A 22,568-nucleotide genomic window follows, 5' to 3' on the forward strand; every position below is an offset into this window, starting at 1 on the left:
CACTCGTAGCTCAGCTGGATAGAGTACTCGGCTACGAACCGAGCGGTCACAGGTTCGAATCCTGTCGAGTGCACCATATACCAGAAAGCCCGCGTTTAACGCGGGCTTTTTGCTGTCCGGGATTTGGCTTTTCCCGTCACGCATCCTTTTTCATCAAAATCGACTTGAGCACTGCGACCTCGCTTGAGGTCGTAACGATAGCTCGTTGCCGAATTGCGAATGCTCACCTTGTCGGGTTTGCCCAGGGCGCTTTCAACGTCCTGTTGGCTCATGCCGGCGATGATTCGTTGATTGATGATTGCTTCGCGCTTCTGTCGCGCGTCGATCAGATCTCCGCATTTGTCCTGAGTGCGCCCGACGACGGCCATTTCGCGTTTTCTGATATTCATACCGGATATTTCTTCGTGCCGGGCTTCGGGCATCAGTGCCACCGTCGAGCCAGGCGAGTAGGGGCGTACCTCCTGAAGTGAAAGATGCTCATCGTTCGCGCAGCTCAGTGTCGTGAAGGTGAGGTTGCCGTCAGGGGCTTCGCAGCGATGAAGTGTCGTTGCGTTCCCTGTGGGTGGGAGGCAGAGCAGGGTGGTCAGCATGAATCGGGATGTTTTCGATGGCATTCGGCGTCCTCCATGACGTTCCTCCTCAAGCGTAGCCGGCAGTTTTTTCACCGTCGGTGTGTTTTCTTTTCAGGATGAGTCGTCGCAGTCTGAAGAGTCAGGACAGCGCTCAGGTTTGTCTCGCAAGCGCTTGTTTCAGCCTAGATTTTTAACGTTTAAAACCGTCAGGCGGTGTATCATTGCGCCCGTCAGCCCCGCCGGGGCTTATGGAAAACCTCCATGGACTTACCCAGTAGTTACTCAGTACCCCGTTTTACCAATCATGAATTGACTGATTGATCCTTCCGGCGTGCCCCGCTGCTGGGAGTGGAGTTCGCCTATGTCCGAAATCGAAGTAAAGAAAACACAGGAAAGCCTGCAGGATCGCCTGGCTCAGGTCGTTGAGCTGCTGCAGCGCCAACGGGTCGTCGAAGACCTGACTCACCGCCAGGAAGGCGCACATCATGACCGGGTCGAGAACCTGGTCCACCGGCAAAATCTCGTCGAGCTGCAACGCAAGCTCGATGATCTGCACTCCGCCGACGTTGCCTACATTCTTGAAGCCCTGCCGCTGGACGATCGTCTGACGCTCTGGCAGTTGGTCAAGGCTGATCGCGACGGCGACATTCTTCTCGAAGTATCCGACTCCGTCCGTGAAACGCTGATCGCCGACATGGACGATCACGAGCTCCTGGCTGCCGCCAAGGACATGGATGCCGACGAACTTGCTGACCTGGCCTCCGAGCTGCCGCGAGACGTCGTCCATGAGCTGATGGAGACCCTGGATCAGCAACAACGCGAGCGCGTGCGTTCGGCCCTTTCCTATGACGAGGAGCAGGTCGGTGCGCTGATGGACTTCGAGATGGTGACCATCCGTGAGGATGTCAGTCTTGAAGTGGTTCTGCGTTACCTGCGCCGCCTCAAAGAGCTGCCGGGCCATACCGACAAACTGTTCGTGGTCGATTACGACGGCGTGCTCAAGGGCGTGCTGCCGATCAAGCGTTTGCTGGTCAATGACCCGGAGAAACAGGTTTCCGAAGTGATGGCCAGCGATCCGGTGAGTTTCCACCCGGACGAAGACGCCTATGACGCTGCTCAGGCGTTCGAACGTTACGACTTGATCTCGGCCCCGGTGGTCGACAAGAACGGCAAGCTGATCGGCCGTCTGACCATCGACGAAATGGTCGACCTGATTCGTGAGGAGAGCGAAAGCGAAGTCCTCAACATGGCGGGTCTGCGTGAAGAGGAAGACATTTTCGCGTCGGTCTGGAAATCCCTGCGCAACCGTTGGGCGTGGCTGGCGATCAACCTGATCACGGCATTCGTTGCGTCGCGGGTGATCGGCCTGTTCGAGGGCTCGATCGAGAAGCTGGTGGCGCTGGCGGCCCTGATGCCGATTGTGGCGGGCATTGGCGGCAACTCCGGCAACCAGACGATCACCATGATCGTTCGCGCCATGGCGCTCGATCAGGTCAGCACCGGCAACACGTCGCGCCTGATGCGCAAGGAGCTCGCCGTAGCCTTGATCAACGGCCTGGTCTGGGGTGGTGTGATCGGTGTGGTGGCTTACTTGCTCTATGGCAGCTGGTCGCTGGGCGTGGTGATGACCGCCGCCATGACGTTGAACCTGCTGCTGGCAGCGTTGATGGGGGTGTTGATCCCGATGACCCTGGCCAAGATGGGCCGCGATCCGGCGATGGGGGCCAGCGTGATGATCACGGCCATGACCGACAGTGGTGGCTTCTTCATCTTCCTGGGGTTGGCGACGATTTTCCTGCTCTGATTGCTCGCATCGAAACAGCCCGCCGATTGGCGGGCTTTTTTTCGTCCTTGAAAAGCCCGAAAAATGGGCAAAAAAAAGCCAGCATTCATGCTGGCTTGAGATGTTCGGTTTGACTCAGGATGCGTCTGCGGCCATTTCGGCGTCGTGGGCGATCAGAGAAACCAGCGCGTTCTGCTGGCGATGGGAGAGTTGACGGAAGCGTTGCAACAACTCGCGTTCGTGCAGCGAAAGCTCCGGGCTGTCGAGGCGCATGCTCAGCTCTTCGCCCAGTGCACCTTCCTGAATAAGACTCTGCTCAAGGCGCGCAATGATCTCGGAGTTCATGCTGCGATGATGATTGCGAGCCACCTCGGCAATGCGTTCACGCATTCCGTCTGGCAGACGTACGACGAACTTGTCAGCCGTACGGCTGGAATAAATTGCCTGTTTCAATGGGCGCATATATTTAACCGGTTAGTTCAGGGGAGCGGTTCTCGGGATTGGCCGCAGGATGAGTCGTAGGACAAGCATCCGCGCCAAATGGTTCAACCTGAATTGTTAAGAGGCTCGCATCATGCCTCAAAATTGCCAGATCATTGGCGTCAATTCTGTGACAAATATTGATCCGGGTAAAGGCGTAATGCCAGCACCAATTATCAGAAATGCGGACTGGTTTGAAAAGAATGCGTCGGCCCGTATCGCTGACCGCGTCCTGAAGCGCACGAACAGATGCCCGAAGACGTCAGACCGTGCATGCTATGCGGCTAGAATCCTTGTTCCTTACCTTGTACAGGATAGTGGCAAATGGCCGATTTACTAGGGGCAAATGCCCGCCGGAGGGCGTTTTCAGGATGGATGGCAGGCTGATTTATCTCATGGGGCCATCCGGTTCCGGCAAGGACAGTCTGATCGAGGCTGCGCGTGAGCCATTACATGCGTTGAACTGCGAAGTGATGCGGCGGGTGATCACGCGTTCGGCTGAATCGGTAGGCGAGGATGCGATCGGTGTGACGCCGCAAGAGTTCGAACAGCGTCAGCGCGCCGGGGATTTTTCTCTCGCGTGGCAAGCCAACGGCCTCTCTTACGGAATTTCGGTGGAAATGGACCAGTGGTTGAAAGCCGGGAAGCATGTGCTGGTCAACGGCTCTCGGGCGAACCTTCGACAAGCGCTGGAAGGCTACCCGACATTGGTGCCAGTGTTGCTGACCGTTCGCGATGATGTGTTGCGTGAGCGCTTGCTCAGGCGTGGCCGGGAGACGCTTGAACAGATTGATGCCAGGCTCGCTCGCAATGCGCTGTTCAAGGAAAGGCGTTCAACTGACATGACTGTGCATCTGATCGACAACTCGGGCGACCTGGCCGATGCCGTTGGTCATCTGCTGGATCTGGTCAGGCTCAACGCAGTACCGGATCAAACTTGATCTTGCGCCCGGCAACCAGGGCCAGCGCAAACAGCACAGCGAAAACGCCGCAGCCAATCAGGGGCAAAGAGATTTCCGTCTCTTCGAAGAGCGAGAAATGCAAAACACCGCTCAAGAAAGCGAGGATCAACAACCCCAGGGCGGATTTGGACATGCTGTACTCCGAAAATGATTCAAAACACCAGGCGTTCGGACATCGGTGTCGTCTGTGCCTGATCTGACTCGCTGACATCTTGCGCAACACCGCCGCGCTGATCGCTCAGCACCGCCCACTGTGGCGCCTTCTGTACTTGCAGGTAGTGCGGCATGCGCTGTGCCACTGCCTCAGTGTGCTGGGGGGCGAATTGAAACCCCACCAGAGCCGTCAGGGCGATTGCGTTGGCGAGCAAGAGGACGCGGTTCATGAGGCGGTTCTCCAGTTGTTCTTTTATAAGAATGACTGAAGCAGCCGTCGTGCCACTAGTCTAACCGCTGCCAAGTCCTTTAAAAACAAGCATTTAGCAGGGTTTTTAGCAGGGCGTGGATTGCATTCTGCAATGATGGCTTTTTGGAGGGGTGCAAATTGCACGATAAAACGTCCGACTGCATTGCAGGGCGCCTGCCTACACTTAAAAAGCCCTGCGGACGACATGACAAATCAGGGCCTGGCCGTTAACATGCACGCCGTCTGTTGCACCGACAGTCCTGTGTCTCAGTAGCTCAATTGGATAGAGCATCCCCCTCCTAAGGGGAAGGTTGGCAGTTCGAACCTGCCCTGGGACACCACATATTCAAAAGCCCCGCGCAGAGTGATCTGGCGGGGCTTTTTTGTGGCTCTCGGCGGCGCAGAATCAACTGCTAGAAAAGCTCGGCTCCGCGAGTACTGATCTCGGAACTGACCTGCGTCACATGCCGACGTCCTTTGACCGAGTAACTCTGCTCCGGATCCGTCGACCCCGGCTTGCGCAACATCAACTTTGCATACAGCCCGTCTTTATCGCCGTAACGCCCATACCAATTGATCAATCTTGCGATGTAGCACTCTTTGCCGATGATCACCGGCATATCGGTCACAGGTTCGTCTACGTAGTAGCCGGCACCATAGCTGTAGTAAGTATCGTCGCCTTCTCCCGATGCAGGAATGGGGCAGAGAGGGCCTTTATGCTCGCTCGGCTGCTGTGGTTTGCCAGCGTTCGATTTGGTCAACGCTTGGCTGAGCGTCTTTTGCAAACCTGGTTGAAGCTTGTAGGCGGTATTGTCGTTCTCGCGGTTTTGGTTGTGGGGCACGGTCAGTTGGTAGTCGTACCGAACCGTAATTGTTGGTATCTGACGATTGATCTTCAGGGGATTGATCAAGTACAGCTCATCAACACCGTATGAGCCATTGCGGAAGGCGAGATACGTTCTCCCGTGAGACTTGATCCAGCTTGCCCATTGTTCGGCTCCGCGTTCACTAACGGAAAACAACGAGCTGCCAGCGCCTGATTCAGGATCATAAGGCGTCAATCGGCGAGTAAACCGCTCTCCATCACGGCGAAAGGTTTCATAGAACGTGAACAGGCCGGTGCCGCCGGTGTAGGTTGCAATGAGTAAGTCGCGTTGACCGTCACCGTCCAGATCCACAAGTGTGTAACTGGCCCGACCTTGCTCTGCATCTGCTTCGAGTCCTGATGCGGTCAGCGCCTTCCATTCATCCTGTGTGACACCCTTGGGAATGGTTTTGGGAAACAGTGTGTGATCCTCGGACGGGTCATCATTTGGATCGCCATCGAATGAGGTTTGACCCTTGCTGATCGTGAGAGAACCCAGCGCCCGTTCCAGGGCGAACTCCGGTTTGACCTTGGTCGCGGCGCGAATGCGTTGTTGCAGATCTTGCATGACCTGTTTGTCGGTGTCGTCAGGTTGATAGGCGACGGCGTCGATCCACTGCGCATGCAATCCTTCTATGCGATGTGAATAGCTCCGATTCAGGCAATCCACATCTTCGCCGCACGCTTCCCTTGTCTTCAGCCACTCGCGCTGGGCAGTCTTGATCCCGGCCTGTCCCGGCGCAATAGCCCTGATTAACCGCCCATAAATCGAGGCCATCTGCGCATCCAGCTCATACAGAGGCTTGTTCGCACAAATGGTGGTTTCCACAACACTCGCAGCCTTTGTGCAGTCCATTCCGGTCGCCTGTGCCTGCTGGAAAAACAGCAGTGCACAGGCCGACACGATGTAGCGTCCTTTGATGTACACGATGAAAACCTTGAAGTAGGAGGGTGAGAGCAGGTGCGCAGGGTAATCGCTGTACAACGAATCTTGAAGCCCCGCTTCAAGAGAACCGTTGATCCGGCCGATAACCCATTCGGTGACTTCAGAGTCGCACGAAATCGCTTGATAGCATTTGGCCGGCAGCTATCATCTGCGCGCCTGAAATTTGCCCTCGGTCCATCCTCTTCAATTGCCTGGAAATCCTCGATGCTGTCGTATCACCAAAAGAGTTTTCTGATCGTCGATGATTTCTCGGATTTCCGCAGTTCCGTACGCTCGATGTTGCGCGAGCTGGGCGTCAAGGACGTGGACACCGCCGACACCGGTGAGCAGGCGCTGAAAATGTGCGCTCAGAAGTCCTACCACTTCATCCTCCAGGACTTCCACCTCGGTGACGGCAAGAAAAACGGTCAGCAGGTGCTGGAAGACCTGATGGTGGACAAGCTGATCAGTCACGAAGCGGTGTTTGTGATGGTCACCGCCGAGACCAGTCAGGCGATGGTGCTCAGTGCCCTGGAGCACGAGCCGGATGCGTACCTGACCAAACCGTTCAACCGCATCGGCCTGGCCCAGCGCCTGGAGCGTCTGGAGCAGCGCAAGACCCTGCTCAAACCGATTCTGCAGGCCCTCGACCGTGGCAAACCGGTCGAGGTGCTCAACGCCTGTATCGCCCTGTGCAAACAGGACATCCGCTATTCGCCGCTGTGCCTGCGTTACCGCGCCGATGCCTTGCGCGACATGAACCAGAACGAAGCACTCGAGCGGCTGTATGACAGCATCATCGCCGACCGACCGCTGCCATGGGCATTTGCCGGGCTGGGCAAGTTGCTGTTCAAGCGCGGTCAGATTGCCCAGGCCAAAGGCGTGTATGAAAAAGCCCTGAAGGTGTTCCCGATGATGCCGGCGCTGTACGACGGCATGGCGGATGTCCTAGTGGCTGAAGGCGACACCAAGGGCGCGCAACAGGTGCTGGAAGAGGCGATCCGTCTGTCGCCGCTGGCGGTACGTCGCCAGGCACTGCTCGGCAAACTGGCGATGGCCAACGAGGATTTCGACACGGCGTCGCGGGCCTACCGTCAGGCCGTGTCCCAAGGCGCGCAGTCGCGCTTCAAGGACCCGGAGAGCAATCTGGGCCTGGCCCATGCGCTGATCAGCAAGGGCAGCGAGAAAGGCCTCGATACCCGCACGCGACTGGAGATCAACACCACCCTCAGCGCCGTGGCCAAGGAGAACCCGACCGACCCGGGCCTGCAGATTCGTGCGCGTCTGATGAAGGCCACCAGTCTGCTGCTCAACGACGCCGAAACTGCCGAGAAACTCACCGAACAAGCGCTGATGCGTCTCGACGGCATGGAGCAGTTCATGAGCCCCGAAGCCGCGCTGCTGGTCGCCAAGCAATTGCAGATGCTCGGCCAGGCCGAGGCGGGCACGTCGATGCTCAAGAGCTGCGCGGAAATCTACGGCGATGACCCGACGGTGATGAAAGACATCGCCAAGCTCACCGACGACCCGACTATTCTCAGCTCCAGCAATGCCGCCGCCGACCTCAACCGTCAGGGCGTGCGCGTGTACAAGACCGGCAACCTGGTGGAGGCCCGCGAGGTGTTCCGCAAGGCGCTGAAGATGCAACCGAAGAACATCAGTATTGCGCTGAACATGGCGCAGTCGCTGCTGCATGGCACCGACACCAGTGTGCCGTCGGCGGAGCTGGAAGAATGTCGGGCCTGCCTGAAACTGGTGGGCATGATGCCCGACACCGACGCGCGTTATCCGCGTTATCAGAAGCTGAAAAGCAAGGCGTTTGGCGAATGAACCAAGACGAGCAGGCACTGGATTTTTCCACGGTGATTGCCTCCACCGTGCACGACATGAAGAACTCTCTGGCCATGTTGATGCAGGCCCACAGCCAATGGCTGGCGCGTCTGCCCGAGGCTCAGCGCAAGGTGCCGGAGCAGGGCGTGATCGACTTCGAGTTCGCTCACCTCAACGGCATGCTGGTGCAGTTGCTCGGGCTGTACAAGCTTGGCGTCAACCAGATGCCGTTGCAGCCGGCCTATCACGAGCTGGACGATTTCATCGAGGCGCAACTGGCGGCTCATCAAGAGGTCTTCGCCAGTCGCGGGATCATTGCCACTTATGAAGTCGACCCGCTCAGCCCCCTGGGTTTCTTCGACCGGGAACTGATCGCCTCGGTGCTCGGCAACTGCATCAACAACGCGATCCGTTACGCCCGTGAATCGCTGCTGATCACTGTCAGCGACGAGGCCGGGCAGCTGGTTCTGAGCATCAATGACGATGGCCCCGGTTACCCGGTCGAGATGCTCGAGCGCCAGGCCGATTATGTGCAGGGCATCAATCACAGCAGCGGCAGTACCGGCCTCGGTCTGTACTTCGCCGGGCGCATTGCGGCACTGCATCAGCGCAACGGTGTCGGCGGCCGGACCGAGATCCGCAATGGCGGGCCACTGGGTGGTGGTGTGTTCAGTATTTACCTGCCCTGAATCACGGATTCATCGACTCGAAGTCTTTTTGTTGGCCGCTGCTTGATATTCCGAACAGCTGAAGCCTATTTTGTCCGGGTCGCCGTTCGCGGCTCGCACAATAACAAGGATTGCGTCATGACAACCGATGGCCAGCGTTCACTCGCGCAGCGATTGACGGGCATTGATGAGATTGAATGTGTCACGCCGGATTTGAACGGCGTACCACGAGGCAAGGTAATGACCGCCGAGGGTTTCCTCGAAGGGCGGCGTTTGCAGATGGCCCGGGGGGTGCTGCTGCAATGCATCATGGGGGGCTATCCCGCTGCGCGGTTCTACGGCAGCGATGATGGCGACCTGGCGCTGGTGGCCGACCCTGCGCAAATCCATCCTCTACCGTGGAGCCAGGAGCCGCGCGCGCTGGCCATCTGTGATGCCGACGAACTGACCGGCGAAAGCTCCAACCTGTCGACCCGTGGCCAGCTCAAGAAAGTCATTGCTCGCTACGCAGCTCTCGGCCTGGCGCCGGTGGTGGCGACTGAACTCGAATTCTTTGTGTTCGCTCCGAACACTGACCCGACCCAACCGTTCCAGCCGCCAGTCGGTCTCGACGGTCGTCGCGAGGACGGTCACTCGGCCTTCAGCGTCAGCTCCAACAACGGTCTGCGACCGTTCTTCAGTGAAGTCTACAAATGCATGGCGGCCCTGGGCCTGCCGCGCGATACCTTCATGCACGAAATGGGCGTCAGCCAGTTCGAGATCAACCTGCTGCACGGTGATCCGCTGTTGCTGGCCGACCAGACCTTCCTGTTCAAACACCTGCTCAAGGAAGTCGCGCTCAAGCATGGCCTGACCGTGGTCTGCATGGCCAAGCCGCTGGCGCACACGCCGGGCAGTTCGATGCACATTCACCAGAGCATCGTCGAAATCGGCAGCGGCAAGAATGTGTTCAGCGATGAGAACGGTCAGCCGACCGCGATGTTCCGCCACTTCATCGGCGGGCAGCAGGCGGGCATGGCTGATTTCACTGCGCTGTTTGCACCGAACGTCAATTCCTACCAGCGCCTGTGCCATCCGTTTGCGTCGCCGAACAATGCTTGCTGGTCCCACGACAACCGTGCTGCGGGCCTGCGGATTCCGGCCAGTTCGCCGGTCGCCCGTCGGGTCGAGAACCGTTTGCCGGGCGCCGATGCCAATCCTTACCTGGCGATTGCCGCGAGTCTGGCGGCCGGTCTGCACGGTATCGAACATGAGCTGGAGCCGAGCGCGCCGATCCAGGGTGAATTCGAAGTGCCGGACAATCTTTCGCTGCCGTGCACGATGCACGCTGCACTTGAGCGTCTGAAACGCAGCCAGTTGGCCAAGGAACTGTTCGGCAAGGAGTTCATCGAAGGCTACATCGCTTCGAAAACCATGGAGTTGACCAGTTTCTTTGATGAAATCACTCCCTGGGAACGGCGTGTTCTAGCTGCCCAGGCCTGACGAACTGTCGCCATCGGGCTATCGTTTGATAGCCCGATACTTACCGCAAGGAGCCGCTCGGAACGCCGATGCGCCAAATCTGGAAATCCTTTCGAGCGCTGTATTTCGCCTCGCTGATGATGTTGATCGGCTCGGGCCTTCTTTCTACTTATCTGGCTTTGCGTCTGGCGGCCGACCATGTCGACGGACTGTGGGTCGGTGCGTTGATGGCGGCCAACTATTTCGGTCTGGTGCTGGGCGGCAAGATCGGTCACCGGTTGATTGCCCGGGTCGGGCATATCCGTGCTTACTCGGCGTGTGCCGGGATCGTCGGCGCGGCGGTGCTCGGTCATGGTCTGGTGGACTGGTTGCCGGCCTGGCTGGTGCTGCGGACCATCGTCGGCCTCGGCATGATGTGCCAGTACATGGTGATCGAGAGCTGGCTGAACGAACAGGCTGACGCCAACCAGCGCGGCGTGGTGTTCAGCGGCTACATGATCGCCTCGTACCTGGGGCTGGTACTCGGTCAGCTGATTCTGGTCATGCACCCGGGGCTGGGCCTGGAACTGCTGATGCTGGTCGCCCTGTGTTTTGCCCTGTGTCTGGTGCCGGTGGCACTGACCCGACGGATTCACCCGGCGCCGCTGCATCCGGCACCGATGGAACCTCGCTTCTTCATCAAGCGCGTACCGCAGTCGTTGAGTACGGTACTCGGTGCCGGTTTGATCATCGGTTCGTTCTACGGTCTGGCGCCGCTCTATGCGTCGCAGCAGGGGTTGTCCACCGAGCAGGTCGGTCTGTTTATGGGTACCTGCATTTTCGCCGGGCTGCTGGTGCAGTGGCCGTTGGGCTGGTTGTCCGACCGCTATGACCGGGCCTTGCTGATCCGTTGCTTTGCCGGGTTTCTGGCCGTAGCCGCGTTGCCGCTGGCGATCCTGCCGCAGGTGCCACTGGAGGTCTTGTTCGGCGTCGGTTTCCTGTGCTCGCTGGTGCAGTTCTGCCTGTACCCGCTGGCCGTGGCGTTCTCCAACGACCATGTCGAAGGGGATCGGCGGGTCTCGCTGACGGCGATGCTATTGGTGACCTACGGGGTCGGCGCCAGCATCGGGCCGTTGTTGGCCGGTGTGTTGATGAAAATGTTCGGTAGCCAGAGCCTGTATGCGTTCTTCAGCTTCTTCGCGCTGGTGCTGGTGTGGCGCATCCGGCCGAAAGCCGTGACCAATCTGCACCAGGTCGACGACGCACCGCTGCATCACGTGGCGATGCCGGACAGCATGTCCAGTTCGCCGCTGGTGGCCGCGCTCGACCCGCGGGTCGATGAGCAAGTGGTGCAGGAGCAGATGCAGAATAACGCCGCGCCTGAACCGGCACCTGAGTCCGCACCTGAATCTGAGTCACCTGTGGAGCCAGAGGCCGGCAACGACAATCCTGCGCCGGACATCAGCGGCGCCAGGCCTTGATTCTGAAAAAACACCAAGCATAAAAAACGGGCAGTCACCGCAAGGGACTGCCCGTTTTTCATGGTGCGTACGAATCAGAGATCGTCTTTGTCGAAACGCCGTGCTTCACGTTGCAGCTGATAGACGAAACGCTCGACGTTACGCGCAGCCGGGCCGCTGATGTTGTGAAAACGCAGGCCGGCGAAGGTGATGTTGAGTTTTTCTTCGAAGTGCAGGTAGCGCAGCTCGACCGATGTTGGCTGATTGCCGAACAGCGGCGGGGCGATCAGGCGATCGTAGACCTGGCCCAGTTGCAGGCGGTCGGTGATATCACCTTCAAAACGCAGCTTGCAGCCGGTGGCGGAAATATCCAGCAACTTGCCACCGATCGGCGACTTGAGCTTTTCGCCACCCAGTTCGACGCTGACCAGATCGGTCAGCTTCAGTGCCGCGCGAAAGGCGTTGCGGCGCTGGTGATAGACCACTTCGGTGGGCATCTCGCCAATGTAAAAGCGGTCACCGTCGGATTCCTTGATATCCAGCGTGCCGTTGCATTCCCAGGCAATGCGTACGCCTTCATGGAAACCTTCGACCTTGAACGGCTCGCCCGCCAGCAGGAAGCGTTCGCCATCGCGCGGGATCATTTCATCCAGGGCAATCGTGGCGGTATCCCGGTCAACCTTGATCAGGTAACTCTGGAAGCGCTGGCTGCGTTCGTGAAAGGTGATGATCAGCGGATCGTGGCTCTCTTGCAGCTGGCGCAGGTTGCTGGAGATTTCCAGAGGCGTGGTGAGCACCTTTGGTGGCTGCGGAGAATCATCCGCGCTGAGGACGTTGGACACGTTAAATCAATCTCCAGACAAAATTTGACTACGGCTGGCCAGTATTTTGCCAGCATGTTTCGCGCGTTGATAGGGCGCAAGCATAGAAGAACGCATCACGCCTGACTGAGCGCGCGGGGTTTCTGCAGTTTGGAGAAGGTGCCACTGGCGTCATAGAGCGCGGGTGGCTCGCCGCCGGTGAGGATTTTCAGCTGATTGGCCGTGGCGGCCTGCTGAATCACGATCGACTGGCCATTTTTGGCATTGGTCGCCTGGCACTGGGCGATCAGATCGGTCAGAACGTCGCTCTGGGTCAGCAACTGCTCGCCGATGCTCGACTGGCTGGCCAGTTGTTCCAGGCCTTGACGGTCGAGCGACAGATTGAGGCTGGCGAGGATTTCGCTGCGTTTGCGGCCATGCTGCTCAAGCAGAATGATCAATGCCTGTTTGCGCGCCAGAATTTCTTCCAGCAGCGGCATGTCGCGACCGTGCAAGGCGAGGGACTCGGATTGCAGTAACTCCAGCAATTGTTGAGCTGGAGCAAAGTCGTCGGTGATCAGTTGCAATAAAGTAGTGTCGTGCATGGCTGGCCTTGGGTTTTAAGCGTCCAAAAGCCTGGCGCTGACCGAGGCCTAGCGCTGGGCTTCGAAGTTGAGCAGTTTGCTGGCTACACGGTTGCTGTCGACTTTATAGCTGCCATCGGCAATCGCTGCTTTCAACTCGGCCACGCGGGCTTTGTCGACGGCAGGCTGATCGCGCAGCTTGTCAGTGACCTTCTGCAACTGTTGAGCCTCATTGCTGAGGTGTACCGATTCCCCGCTTTTTGCGGTACTGGCCTGTTCGGCCGGGGTATTCAGCGTCGCGGAAGTACCGGTTTCGGCGGTTTCCTTAGGCGTGCTGGTACGTGTACTGCCCGTAAGTGACGAGGAGCTGTTCAAACGGCTGAAATCGATGACCATGTTAAAAACCTCTGGGAATTTGGACGCTTGCCATGTTCTCGGCCATCCCCTGGAAAACTTTAGGCTCTTTTACCAATGAGCCTGCATGCGCCGCACAGATCCTGCTGCGGCACAGTTTAGGGAACAGCTCAGGTTGGCGCCAGTTTTCTGCGCGATCCCTCACGAGGCTTTCCTGTCATTGCTCCAGTCGTTGCTCACATTGCCACTTCCACCTGGCCCGGCGCCATGACCTGCGCCTTGATGACCCGTTGGGAATTGAGGTTTTTCACGCGAATCTGTTCTTTCAGGCCACCGTTGGACAGGGCCTCGCCCGGCATGCGCACGGAGAGCGTGCCGCTGCGGGCGGTAATCACCACTTGATCGCCTTTGCGAACGACTTCCGCCTGTTCCAGATGCACCAGGGTAATCACTTGGTCGGCGACCGTTGGTCGGGTTAATTTTTGCCCGATCGCCTCATCCACCGACGTCAGGAAGCCCTGGTTGATCAGGCTCACATCATGCTCGCGCAGGGTCACGTCCTGAGGCTCGATGATCCCGGCGCGCTTGAGCGGGCGAGTGGTGGTCACGACCGGGCGAAACAGGCGGACTTGAGCGGGTACGAACACGGTCCAGGGGGAGGCGCCTTCGCAGCGAACCTTGACGGTTACGCGCCCCAAAGGACGTGCCGGGCTCTCCAGCGACGCTGTCAATTCCTTGTCGCACATAGGCATGTGCATGCGCGGATCGAGCTGCTTGACCTCGATTTCATAACGCCCTTCCGTTTGACTGGTAGCCAGATAGTCTTCTACGGTGAATTCAAGAAAGCCCTGAGTGACGCCGATAAGCATGTCAGGCAAGGTAACCGCATCAGCAATGGCAGGGCTGCCCGCGAAAAACAGGCAAGCGGCAGACACCGCGCAAAGTCCTCTGCGAAGGGGGGATGTCAGGCGTCGGAAAAATGTCGTTTGAATGTTCATAAGAGTTAAAAAGCAAGCGCCGTGCCGTTTAGCAATGAATGTGCGTCGCAACAACACTTGGCGTTGGTGTAGGAGTCTGGGCATGGCTGGTGTAATGGATTCGGTGAACCAGCGCACGCAACTGGTGGGGCAGAATCGCCTGGAGCTGTTGTTGTTCCGTCTCGACGGCCAGCAACTCTACGGGATCAACGTGTTCAAGGTTCGGGAAGTGCTGCAGTGCCCGCAACTGACGCTGATGCCCAAGTCCAGTCCTGTCGTGTGCGGGGTGGCGAATATCCGGGGGGCGACCATTCCGATCCTTGATCTGGCAATGGCAACCGGCTCCGGGGCGTTGAAAGACAAGAACAGTCCGTTCGTGATCATCACGGAATACAACACCAAGACCCAGGGTTTCCTGGTGCGCTCGGTGGAACGTATCGTCAACATGAACTGGGAAGAGATCCATCCGCCACCCAAGGGGACCGGTCGTGATCATTACCTGACCGCTGTGACTCGGGTGGACAATCAGTTAGTCGAAATCATCGACGTCGAGAAGGTGCTGGCGGAAGTCGCACCGACACCGGAAGCGATTTCGGTCGGCGTGGTGGATGTCGAGACCCAGAGCAAGGCGCTGTCTCTGCGGGTGCTGACGGTCGATGACTCGTCGGTGGCGCGCAAGCAGGTGACGCGTTGCCTGCAGACGGTTGGCGTTGAAGTGGTGGCGCTGAACGACGGCAAGCAGGCGCTGGATTACCTGCGCAAGCTGGTCGATGAGGGCAAGAAGCCGGAAGAAGAGTTCCTGATGATGATCTCCGACATCGAAATGCCGGAGATGGACGGGTACACCCTGACGGCCGAAATCCGCAGCGACCCTCGCATGCAAAAGCTTCATATCATCCTGCATACTTCGTTGTCGGGTGTGTTCAACCAGGCGATGGTCAAGAAGGTCGGTGCCGATGACTTCCTGGCCAAATTCCGTCCTGATGACCTGGCATCCCGGGTAGTCGACCGGATCAAAGCAGCAGATATCAGCTAGGGACTTTTCGTCCCTGGCGATCAACACGATTTAAGAGGCGGCATCATTTGTCTACGGGTAATTTGGATTTCGAACAGTTCCGGGTCTTCCTGGAAAAAGCCTGTGGCATTTTGCTCGGTGAAAACAAGCAGTACCTGGTCTCGAGCCGTCTCAACAAACTGATGGAGCAGCAAGGCATCAAGTCCCTGGGTGAGCTGGTACAGCGCATCCAGACCCAGCCGCGCAGCGGTTTGCGCGAGCAGGTGGTCGATGCCATGACGACCAACGAAACCCTGTGGTTTCGCGACACCTATCCGTTTGAAGTCTTGAAGAACAAGGTGCTGCCCGAAGCGATCAAGGCTGCTCCCAACCAGCGTCTGCGGATCTGGTCGGCGGCGTGCTCGTCGGGTCAGGAACCCTATTCGCTGTCGATGTCGATCGACGAGTTCGAACGGACCAACATCGGTCAGTTGAAAATGGGCGTACAGATCGTTGCCACGGATCTGTCCGGCAGCATGCTGACCAACTGCAAGACCGGCGAGTACGACAGCCTGGCGATCGGTCGCGGCTTGTCCGCCGATCGTCTGCAGCGCTACTTCGACCCGAAAGGGCCGGGGCGCTGGGTGATCAAGGCGCCGATCAAGAACCGGGTGGAGTTCCGCTCGTTCAACTTGCTCGACAGCTACGCAAGCCTTGGCAAGTTCGACATCGTGTTCTGCCGCAACGTGCTGATCTACTTCTCCGCCGAGGTGAAGAAAGACATCCTGTTGCGTATCCACAGCACGCTGAAGCCGGGCGGTTATCTGTTCCTCGGCGCTTCCGAAGCGCTGAACGGTTTGCCGGACCATTACCAGATGGTCCAGTGCAGCCCGGGGATCATTTACCAGGCGAAGTGATTGGCACCGGCAACACAAAAACGGGAGTCCTCAGGGGCTCCCGTTTTTTTATGCCTGGCCGTTTTTGCAGGGACGGCAAGCGGCAGAAAAGCGGCATCCGGCGGAAACCCGTTGCCGCTTTTCTGGCATTGCCGCATTGCCGATCCCCTGCAAAGCCCCGGAATCCGGGGCTTTTTAAAACTGGCACGACGCTTGCTATAACCCAGTTACGAAAAACCCGGTCACCTGAAGGTTCCCGACATGAGCATCAGCTTCGATAAAGCGCTCGGAATTCACGAAAAAGCCCTGGGCTTCCGCGCCCAGCGTGCCGAAGTCCTGGCCAACAACATCGCCAACGCCGACACCCCGAACTACAAGGCTCGGGATCTTGAGTTCTCCAAAGTGCTCGAGGCACAGAGCCAGAAGAACGCCAACGGCACTATCGCCCTGAACATGACCAACAGCCGTCACATCGAAGCTGAAGGCCTGGGCAATGGCGACGAGTCGCTGATGTATCGCACGCCGATGCAGCCGTCGATCGACCAGAACACCGTTGATGCCCAGCTGGAACAGTCGAACTACGCGGAAAACGCCGTCGGCTTCCAGGCCAGCTTCACGCTGCTCAACAGCAAATTCAAAGGGCTGGTGTCAGCCCTGCGCGGAGAGTAATCCATGTCCCTGTCCAGCGTTTTCAACATTGCCGGCAGCGGCATGAGCGCACAGACCACGCGTTTGAACACCGTGGCTTCGAACATCGCCAACGCCGAAACCGTTTCGTCGAGCATCGACCAGACCTATCGCGCCCGTCACCCGGTGTTCGCCACCATGTTCCAGGGCGGCCAGAGCGGCGGCAGCAACTCGCTGTTCCAGAACCAGGACGCGGCCGGCCAGGGCGTGCAGGTCATGGGCGTGGTCGAAGACCAGAGCAACCTCGAAGCGCGCTACGAGCCGAACCATCCGGCCGCCGACGCCAAGGGCTACGTCTACTACCCGAACGTCAACGTGGTGGAAGAAATGGCTGACATGATTTCCGCGAGCCGTTCGTTCCAGACCAACGCTGAAATGATGAACACGGCCAAAACCATGATGCAGAAGGTGCTGACCCTCGGTCAGTAATAAGGGGCGACTGCCATGAGTGTTTCCGATACCACCAGCAGCCTGAGCATGAAGGACATCCTGGCGAACTCGTCGAAAAAGACCAGTTCGACAACCGATGGCATTGCTTCGGCCACTAACAGTTCCACCGGCGGCCAGGCCCTGGGCAAGGACGCGTTCCTGCAATTGCTGGTAACCCAGCTGAAAAACCAGAACCCGCTCGACCCGCAGGACAACAGCGCATTCGTTGCCCAGTTGGCGCAGTTCAGCAGCCTCGAGGGTATTACTACCCTCAACAGCACCGTGAGTTCGCTGGCCGGCAATTACAACTCGTCGCAAGCCCTGCAGGCTTCTTCGCTGGTCGGTCGCAACGTGATCGTGCAGACCAACTCGGTCCAGCTCGACGATCCGAGCAAAGGCATGACCGGTTCGGTCACCGTTCCGTCGTCGATTGCCGGCGGCACCGTCAGCATCACCGACAGCAGCGGCACGATTGTTCGCACCCTCGATCTGGGCAGTCGCGCCGCAGGCGCCGCGAGCTTCACCTGGGACGGCAAGGACAAGGACGGCAATCTGGTCAAGACCGGTACCTATACCGTCAAGGCCAACGCATCGATCAACGGCACCGCGACCGATATGGCGACCTACCTGCCGGCCACCGTCACCAGCGTGACGATCAGCCAGACCGGCGGCGAGCTGATGCTCAACCTGTCCGGCAAGGGCACCGTTGCCCTGTCCAAAGTACAAACCATTGGTATATAGAGCCGACTAACCGGCACAAAGGAGTGGAATATGTCTTTCAATATCGGCCTTAGCGGTCTCTATGCAGCCAACAAGCAACTGGACGTGACCGGCAACAACATCGCCAACGTCGCGACCGCCGGTTTCAAATCGTCCCGCGCAGAATTCGAAGACGTCTACTCGGCGACTCGCCTGGGTAGCGGCAGCAAGGTCATCGGCAACGGCGTGCGCCTGGCCAACGTTTCCCAGCAGTTCACCCAGGGTGACATCAACAACACCGGTAACGTGCTGGACATGGGCATCAACGGCTCCGGTTTCTTCACCATGAGCAACAACGGCTCGATTTCCTATACCCGTGCCGGTACGTTCAAGGTCGACGACAAGGGTTTCATCACCAACACCGACTACACCTCGCGCCTGCAAGGTTATGGTGTGGATGCCAACGGCAAGGTCATCAACGGCGTACTGACCGACCTGAAGATCGACACCTCGAACCTGGCACCGAAGTCCACTTCGCTGGTGACTTCGACCATCAACCTGAACTCGACCGCTCCGGTGATCGACGACACGGTTCCAGCCGGCAAATTCGACCCGACCAACCTGGCGACCTACACCAAGTCGTTCAGCACCCCGATCTATGACAGCCAGGGCAACATGCACCCGATGGATCAGTACGTGGTGAAAACCGGTGCCAACACCTGGAAGGTCTACACCCTGGTCGACGGTCGCAACCCGGACGCTACCGGCAGTGATCCGAAAACCACCGCCCCGGTGCCTTCGACCATGACCTTCGACTCTGCTGGCAAGCTGACTCAGGTCAGCACTCTGCCTGGTCCGGTGATCAGCAGTGACCTGAAGATCAGCGGTTGGGTACCAGGCAATGTCGTCAACGGTACCTTCAAGCCTAACGGTGCAGCAGCAAACCCGGCCGGCATCACCATTTCGATGGCCAGTACCACTCAGTACAACGCCGACACCGCGCGCTCGATCCCGACTCAGGACGGCTATGCCACTGGCCAGATCACTAACCTGACCATCGACGGCACCGGTACTTTGTTTGCCAACTTCAGCAACAATCAGAACAAGGCCATCGGCCAGGTTGCGCTGGCCAGCTTCACCAACGAACAAGGCCTGCAAGCGATCGGCGGCACCAGCTGGAAGGAAACCTTCGCGTCGGGCATTCCGGGTTATGACGCTCCGGAAACCGGCACTCTGGGCTCCATCCAGTCCAACTCGCTGGAAGAGTCCAACGTTAACCTGACCAACGAACTGGTAGACCTGATCAAGGGCCAGAGCAACTATCAGGCGAACGCCAAGACCATCTCCACCCAGAGCACCATCATGCAGACCATCATTCAGATGACCTGATCTCGATGCTTTGTAAAAAGCTGTAACGGAAAGCCCCTCTTTGAGGGGCTTTCTTGTTTAATGCGCGCGCCGGGGCCACTCGTCCGCTGCATTCGCATTTGCGCGCGTGTATTCACACGCCTGCTCACGCTATACCCGGGCGCCAATGAGCGGTTCGCCCAACCACTGACAGGGATGTAACGACTACTTCATGGTTTTTTTCTCTCGCTCTCGAATCGTGTTCGGGACGCTGCCTGTTGTTGCCTTGTTGGTCTGGTTTGTATGGGGCCAAGGCTGGGGCACCCCTCCAAAGAAATTCCTGACAGCGACCGTCACCGTTGAAGATCTTGAAGAGACCGTATTGGCCAGTGGTACGGTCAAGCCCTTCCAGCAAGTCAGCGTCGGCGCGCAGGTCAATGGGCAACTCCAGAGTCTGAAAGCCGGGTTGGGTGATACGGTTCGCCAGGGTCAGCTGTTGGCTGAAATCGACCCGTTGCTGCCACAGAATGAATTGCTCAAATCCCGGGCTGCGTTGCTCAGTGTCCGCGCGCAATACAAAGCCCGGCAGGCGATGATTCGCCAGTACGAACTTGATTTTCGTCGCAAGCAAAGCCTGGTTGCCAGTGAAGCCGGATCGCGGGCCGATCTGGAAATTGCCGAGGCGCAGCTGCAAAGTTCGCGCGCCGAGCTGGCATCCCTGGCTGCGCAGATTTCCCAGGCGGAGATAGAAATCAGGATCGCCGAAGTCAACCTCGGATATACGCGGATCAGTGCGCCGATGGACGGCGAGGTCATTGCCGTGGTGACCAGACAGGGCCAGACCGTCGTTTCCGCACAGAGTGTCCCGACATTGCTGATACTTGCCCGTCTGGACCGGATGACGGTCGAAGCGCGAATTTCGGAAGCTGACGTGGTTCGGGTCAAGGCGGGCCAGGCCGTGTCCTTCAATATTCTGGGTGATCCGGACCGGCGTTTTACCAGCCATATACGGGCGGTAGAGCCGGCGCCCGAATCCATTGCCCGGCAGGATCAAATGCAGGGTGGCGGTGGCTCGACTGCCGGCGGCACCGATGCAGCGGTGTACTACAACGCGCTGTTTGACGTACCCAATGACGATCGTTCGTTGCGCACCTCGATGACGGCGCAAGTCAGCGTTCTGCTCGACTCGGTGCCCAAAGCCACAACGGTCTCGGTGGCTGCGCTGGGCAAGCGTGCCGCTGACGGTCGCTACGAAGTTCGCCGACTGGTGGATGGTCAGCCGCAGACGGTGCTGGTGACAACCGGGTTGCGAAATGACCTGAGCGTTCAGGTGCTGGACGGGCTCAAGGAAAATGACGAAGTCGTTCTCGGCGAAGAGCCGGAGCCTCGATGAGCAGCGCCAGTAATCTTCATGGCTGGACGCCAGATCCCGTGAAAGACGAGCTGCCGGTCACGCCGTTGTTGGCTCTTGAAGGCGTGCAGCGTTGGTTCGCCGAGGGTGAGGCACGGACTCATGTGCTGCGCGACGTGAACCTGACCATCGCCGCCGGTGAAATGGTAGCGATCGTCGGGCCGTCGGGCTCTGGAAAATCCAGTCTGATGAATATCCTCGGATGCCTGGATCGTCCCTCTGCTGGCCGCTACAGCATCAACGGTGCTGACATGGCCGAAATGAGTAGCGATGAGCTGGCGACGCTGCGTCGTGAGCATTTCGGATTCATTTTTCAGCGCTTTCATTTGCTGTCGCATCTGAGTGCGGAGGCCAACGTGCAGGTGCCGGCCATTTACGCCGATCAGCCGTTTACCGAGCATCGGCAAAAGGCCAGGGGGCTGCTGCAACGTCTCGGTCTGGGTCAGCGCATGCTGCATCGGCCAGCGCAACTCTCCGGTGGGCAGCAGCAACGGGTCAGCATTGCTCGTGCGCTGATCAATGGCGGTGCGGTTGTTCTGGCCGACGAGCCCACCGGCTCGCTGGACTCGCGCAGTGGCGAGGAGGTGATGGCGATCCTGCGTGAACTGCATCGCAGCGGTCACACGATCATTATCGTGACCCATGACTCGCAGGTGGCGCAGTACGCAGACCGCATCATCGAGATACATGATGGCGAAATCGTCGGTGATCGTTTGAATGCCGACCGCAAGGTGCTTGCGGCGCCGGTCGCCGAGCCAGGCGACCTCCCGCAAACTCAGGAGCGTGACGCGACGGCGGTGCATTGGCGCCGCTTCAGCGAGGCCTTCAAGATGGCCTGGATCTCTCTGCGCAGCCATCGCATGCGCACATTGCTGACCATGCTCGGGATCGTCATCGGTATTGCCTCGGTGGTTTCGGTGGTAGCGCTGGGGCAGGGCGCACAGACCCGGGTGCTGCGTGATATCAGTGCGATGGGCACCCATACCATCGATGTTTATCCCGGCAAGGATTGGGGGGATGAGCAGGCAGCTTCAATCCGGACATTGCAGCCCGTGGACTTGCGGATCATCCAGGCGCAGTCCTGGGTAGACAGTGTTTCTGCGATGGTCAATGGCAGCCGGACGATTCGTTACCGCAATCTGCATGTCAGTGCCACGGTCAATGGTGTCAGCCAGGATTACTTTCAGGTGATGGGCATCCGCGTGACCCAGGGCGCGATGTTCAATGCAGGCGATGTGATGCGCCGCGCTCAGACACTGATCATTGACCACAACACTCGACAACGGCTGTTCAAGGACTGGGAGCAACCGCTGGGCAAAGTCATCCTGGTTGGTGGCCTGCCTTGTACGGTGGTGGGGGTCATGGAAAGTCGCGATGACGGTTTTTCAGGGCCGAGCCTGCAAGTCTATTTGCCTTATACGACGGTAATGGGGCGCTTGTTGGGGCAGAGCCATTTCAATTCGATCAAGGTTCGGCTCAAGGAGCAGGTTGCCAGTCCCGCGGCAGAACAAGCACTGCAAACATTGTTGGTGGCACGTCATGGGCGCGCGGATTTTTTCCTCAGTTCCAGCGACAGCATCCTGAAAATCGTACAGAAAACCACGGACACCCTGACGCTGCTGATCTCTGCCGTGGCGTTCATTTCGCTCTTGGTCGGTGGTATCGGGGTGATGAATATCATGCTGGTATCGGTCACCGAGCGTACCCGGGAGATTGGCATCCGCATGGCCGTCGGCGCGCGGCGCGCAGACATTCTGCAGCAGTTTTTGATCGAGGCTGTGCTGGTCTGTCTGCTGGGGGGCTTGTTGGGCGTCCTGCTTTCGTTGTTGATCAGTCAGGTATTCGGCTACTTCGTGCAGGCAATCGTTATGGAGTTCACGGCTTTGGCCATGATTTCAGCGTGTTTGTGTTCGCTGCTGGTCGGCGTGTTGTTCGGTTATATCCCGGCGCGCAATGCCGCCCGGCTTGATCCCATTCAGGCGTTGTCCCGAGAATGAAGTAC

The 22,568-nt window shown here is 58.5% G+C and carries 23 protein-coding genes and 1 tRNA gene; 15 read left to right on the forward strand and 9 right to left on the reverse strand.

Annotated features, from left to right (window positions below; all coding sequences use genetic code 11):
• Nucleotides 1–95: 95 nt before the first annotated feature.
• Nucleotides 96–614, reverse strand: coding sequence for a cell envelope protein SmpA (locus tag AC1RMX_RS16890; protein ID WP_493072572.1), 519 nt, complete (start codon nucleotides 612–614; stop codon nucleotides 96–98).
• A gap of 319 nt (nucleotides 615–933) precedes the next feature.
• On the opposite strand from AC1RMX_RS16890, the gene mgtE reads away from it, so the two are divergent.
• The gene (mgtE, locus tag AC1RMX_RS16895; RefSeq protein WP_085730362.1) at nucleotides 934–2,376 is read left to right on the forward strand and encodes a magnesium transporter; all 1,443 of its coding nucleotides are present in this window, start codon (nucleotides 934–936) and stop codon (nucleotides 2,374–2,376) included.
• Nucleotides 2,377–2,490: 114 nt separating this feature from the next.
• On the opposite strand, the gene AC1RMX_RS16900 is transcribed toward mgtE, so the two are convergent.
• Nucleotides 2,491–2,817: an Arc family DNA-binding protein gene (locus tag AC1RMX_RS16900; RefSeq protein ID WP_003178899.1), complete on the reverse strand. Its 327-nt coding sequence runs from the start codon at nucleotides 2,815–2,817 to the stop codon at nucleotides 2,491–2,493.
• A gap of 389 nt (nucleotides 2,818–3,206) precedes the next feature.
• Between AC1RMX_RS16900 and phnN the strand changes: the two genes are divergently transcribed.
• Complete coding sequence (gene phnN, locus AC1RMX_RS16905) at nucleotides 3,207–3,776, forward strand: phosphonate metabolism protein/1,5-bisphosphokinase (PRPP-forming) PhnN (RefSeq protein ID WP_493072573.1); 570 nt, start codon at nucleotides 3,207–3,209, stop codon at nucleotides 3,774–3,776.
• Here the strand turns inward: phnN and AC1RMX_RS16910 are convergent.
• Together AC1RMX_RS16910 and AC1RMX_RS16915 are read right to left on the reverse strand one after the other, a co-directional pair.
• Entirely contained in the window at nucleotides 3,751–3,930 is a 180-nt protein-coding gene (locus tag AC1RMX_RS16910; protein WP_249482435.1) for a PA3371 family protein, read from the reverse strand. The two genes, phnN and AC1RMX_RS16910, sit on opposite strands and share 26 nt — an antisense overlap.
• A 19-nt stretch (nucleotides 3,931–3,949) precedes the next feature.
• Nucleotides 3,950–4,180 carry a hypothetical protein gene (locus AC1RMX_RS16915; RefSeq protein WP_493072574.1) on the reverse strand — a complete coding sequence of 77 codons (231 nt, stop codon included), beginning with the start codon at nucleotides 4,178–4,180 and terminating at the stop codon, nucleotides 3,950–3,952.
• A gap of 284 nt (nucleotides 4,181–4,464) precedes the next feature.
• On the opposite strand from AC1RMX_RS16915, the gene AC1RMX_RS16920 reads away from it, so the two are divergent.
• Nucleotides 4,465–4,541: transfer RNA gene (locus tag AC1RMX_RS16920), tRNA-Arg, on the forward strand.
• Between the two features lie 72 nt (nucleotides 4,542–4,613).
• On the opposite strand, the gene AC1RMX_RS16925 is transcribed toward AC1RMX_RS16920, so the two are convergent.
• Nucleotides 4,614–5,993, reverse strand: a complete 1,380-nt coding sequence (locus AC1RMX_RS16925; RefSeq protein WP_493072575.1) for a lysozyme inhibitor LprI family protein — start codon at nucleotides 5,991–5,993, stop codon at nucleotides 4,614–4,616.
• A gap of 222 nt (nucleotides 5,994–6,215) precedes the next feature.
• Here AC1RMX_RS16925 and AC1RMX_RS16930 point away from each other — a divergent pair, with 222 nt between their 5' ends.
• From AC1RMX_RS16930 to AC1RMX_RS16945, 4 genes are all read left to right on the forward strand, one after another.
• On the forward strand, nucleotides 6,216–7,820 hold the full coding sequence (locus AC1RMX_RS16930; protein WP_192558748.1) for a tetratricopeptide repeat-containing response regulator: 1,605 nt from the start codon (nucleotides 6,216–6,218) through the stop codon (nucleotides 7,818–7,820).
• On the forward strand, nucleotides 7,817–8,509 hold the full coding sequence (locus tag AC1RMX_RS16935; RefSeq protein WP_096818078.1) for a sensor histidine kinase: 693 nt from the start codon (nucleotides 7,817–7,819) through the stop codon (nucleotides 8,507–8,509). Before AC1RMX_RS16930 ends, AC1RMX_RS16935 begins: the two co-directional genes overlap by 4 nt.
• A gap of 219 nt (nucleotides 8,510–8,728) precedes the next feature.
• On the forward strand, nucleotides 8,729–9,970 hold the full coding sequence (locus AC1RMX_RS16940; protein WP_173861370.1) for a glutamine synthetase family protein: 1,242 nt from the start codon (nucleotides 8,729–8,731) through the stop codon (nucleotides 9,968–9,970).
• Nucleotides 9,971–10,038: 68 nt separating this feature from the next.
• The gene (locus AC1RMX_RS16945) at nucleotides 10,039–11,409 is read left to right on the forward strand and encodes an MFS transporter (RefSeq protein ID WP_102621018.1); all 1,371 of its coding nucleotides are present in this window, start codon (nucleotides 10,039–10,041) and stop codon (nucleotides 11,407–11,409) included.
• 74 nt (nucleotides 11,410–11,483) lie between these two features.
• Here AC1RMX_RS16945 and AC1RMX_RS16950 read toward each other — a convergent pair whose 3' ends face one another.
• The 4 genes from AC1RMX_RS16950 to flgA all read right to left on the reverse strand — a co-directional run bounded on the left by AC1RMX_RS16950 (nucleotide 11,484) and on the right by flgA (nucleotide 14,124).
• The gene (locus tag AC1RMX_RS16950) at nucleotides 11,484–12,230 is read right to left on the reverse strand and encodes a flagellar brake protein (RefSeq protein ID WP_096818072.1); all 747 of its coding nucleotides are present in this window, start codon (nucleotides 12,228–12,230) and stop codon (nucleotides 11,484–11,486) included.
• A 95-nt stretch (nucleotides 12,231–12,325) separates the two neighbouring features.
• Entirely contained in the window at nucleotides 12,326–12,793 is a 468-nt protein-coding gene (locus tag AC1RMX_RS16955) for a flagella synthesis protein FlgN (protein WP_096818071.1), read from the reverse strand.
• Between the two features lie 48 nt (nucleotides 12,794–12,841).
• Nucleotides 12,842–13,168: a flagellar biosynthesis anti-sigma factor FlgM gene (flgM, locus tag AC1RMX_RS16960; RefSeq protein WP_096818069.1), complete on the reverse strand. Its 327-nt coding sequence runs from the start codon at nucleotides 13,166–13,168 to the stop codon at nucleotides 12,842–12,844.
• 194 nt (nucleotides 13,169–13,362) lie between these two features.
• A complete protein-coding gene (gene flgA / locus AC1RMX_RS16965; protein WP_096818067.1) occupies nucleotides 13,363–14,124 on the reverse strand; it encodes a flagellar basal body P-ring formation chaperone FlgA in 762 nt (253 codons plus the stop codon).
• Between the two features lie 82 nt (nucleotides 14,125–14,206).
• On the opposite strand from flgA, the gene AC1RMX_RS16970 reads away from it, so the two are divergent.
• The 8 genes from AC1RMX_RS16970 (at nucleotide 14,207) to AC1RMX_RS17005 (ending at nucleotide 22,563) form a co-directional block, all read left to right on the forward strand.
• Nucleotides 14,207–15,139 (forward strand): chemotaxis protein CheV, encoded by a 933-nt coding sequence (locus tag AC1RMX_RS16970; protein WP_007960326.1) that lies wholly within the window; start codon nucleotides 14,207–14,209, stop codon nucleotides 15,137–15,139.
• Nucleotides 15,140–15,186: 47 nt separating this feature from the next.
• The gene (gene cheR / locus AC1RMX_RS16975; RefSeq protein ID WP_007960327.1) at nucleotides 15,187–16,014 is read left to right on the forward strand and encodes a protein-glutamate O-methyltransferase CheR; all 828 of its coding nucleotides are present in this window, start codon (nucleotides 15,187–15,189) and stop codon (nucleotides 16,012–16,014) included.
• A 240-nt stretch (nucleotides 16,015–16,254) separates the two neighbouring features.
• Entirely contained in the window at nucleotides 16,255–16,662 is a 408-nt protein-coding gene (gene flgB, locus AC1RMX_RS16980; protein ID WP_007960328.1) for a flagellar basal body rod protein FlgB, read from the forward strand.
• A gap of 3 nt (nucleotides 16,663–16,665) precedes the next feature.
• Nucleotides 16,666–17,109, forward strand: coding sequence for a flagellar basal body rod protein FlgC (gene flgC / locus AC1RMX_RS16985; protein WP_007960329.1), 444 nt, complete (start codon nucleotides 16,666–16,668; stop codon nucleotides 17,107–17,109).
• A gap of 15 nt (nucleotides 17,110–17,124) precedes the next feature.
• Nucleotides 17,125–17,850 (forward strand): flagellar hook assembly protein FlgD, encoded by a 726-nt coding sequence (gene flgD / locus AC1RMX_RS16990; protein ID WP_096818065.1) that lies wholly within the window; start codon nucleotides 17,125–17,127, stop codon nucleotides 17,848–17,850.
• A 30-nt stretch (nucleotides 17,851–17,880) separates the two neighbouring features.
• Complete coding sequence (gene flgE, locus AC1RMX_RS16995; protein ID WP_102621015.1) at nucleotides 17,881–19,197, forward strand: flagellar hook protein FlgE; 1,317 nt, start codon at nucleotides 17,881–17,883, stop codon at nucleotides 19,195–19,197.
• 190 nt (nucleotides 19,198–19,387) lie between these two features.
• The gene (locus tag AC1RMX_RS17000; protein WP_493072576.1) at nucleotides 19,388–20,548 is read left to right on the forward strand and encodes an efflux RND transporter periplasmic adaptor subunit; all 1,161 of its coding nucleotides are present in this window, start codon (nucleotides 19,388–19,390) and stop codon (nucleotides 20,546–20,548) included.
• Entirely contained in the window at nucleotides 20,545–22,563 is a 2,019-nt protein-coding gene (locus AC1RMX_RS17005; RefSeq protein WP_493072577.1) for a MacB family efflux pump subunit, read from the forward strand. The genes AC1RMX_RS17000 and AC1RMX_RS17005 overlap by 4 nt, the downstream gene beginning before the upstream one ends.
• The last annotated feature ends 5 nt before the right edge of the window (nucleotides 22,564–22,568 follow it).

This window comes from Pseudomonas sp. GW822-FHT03F04 (assembly GCF_058801405.1).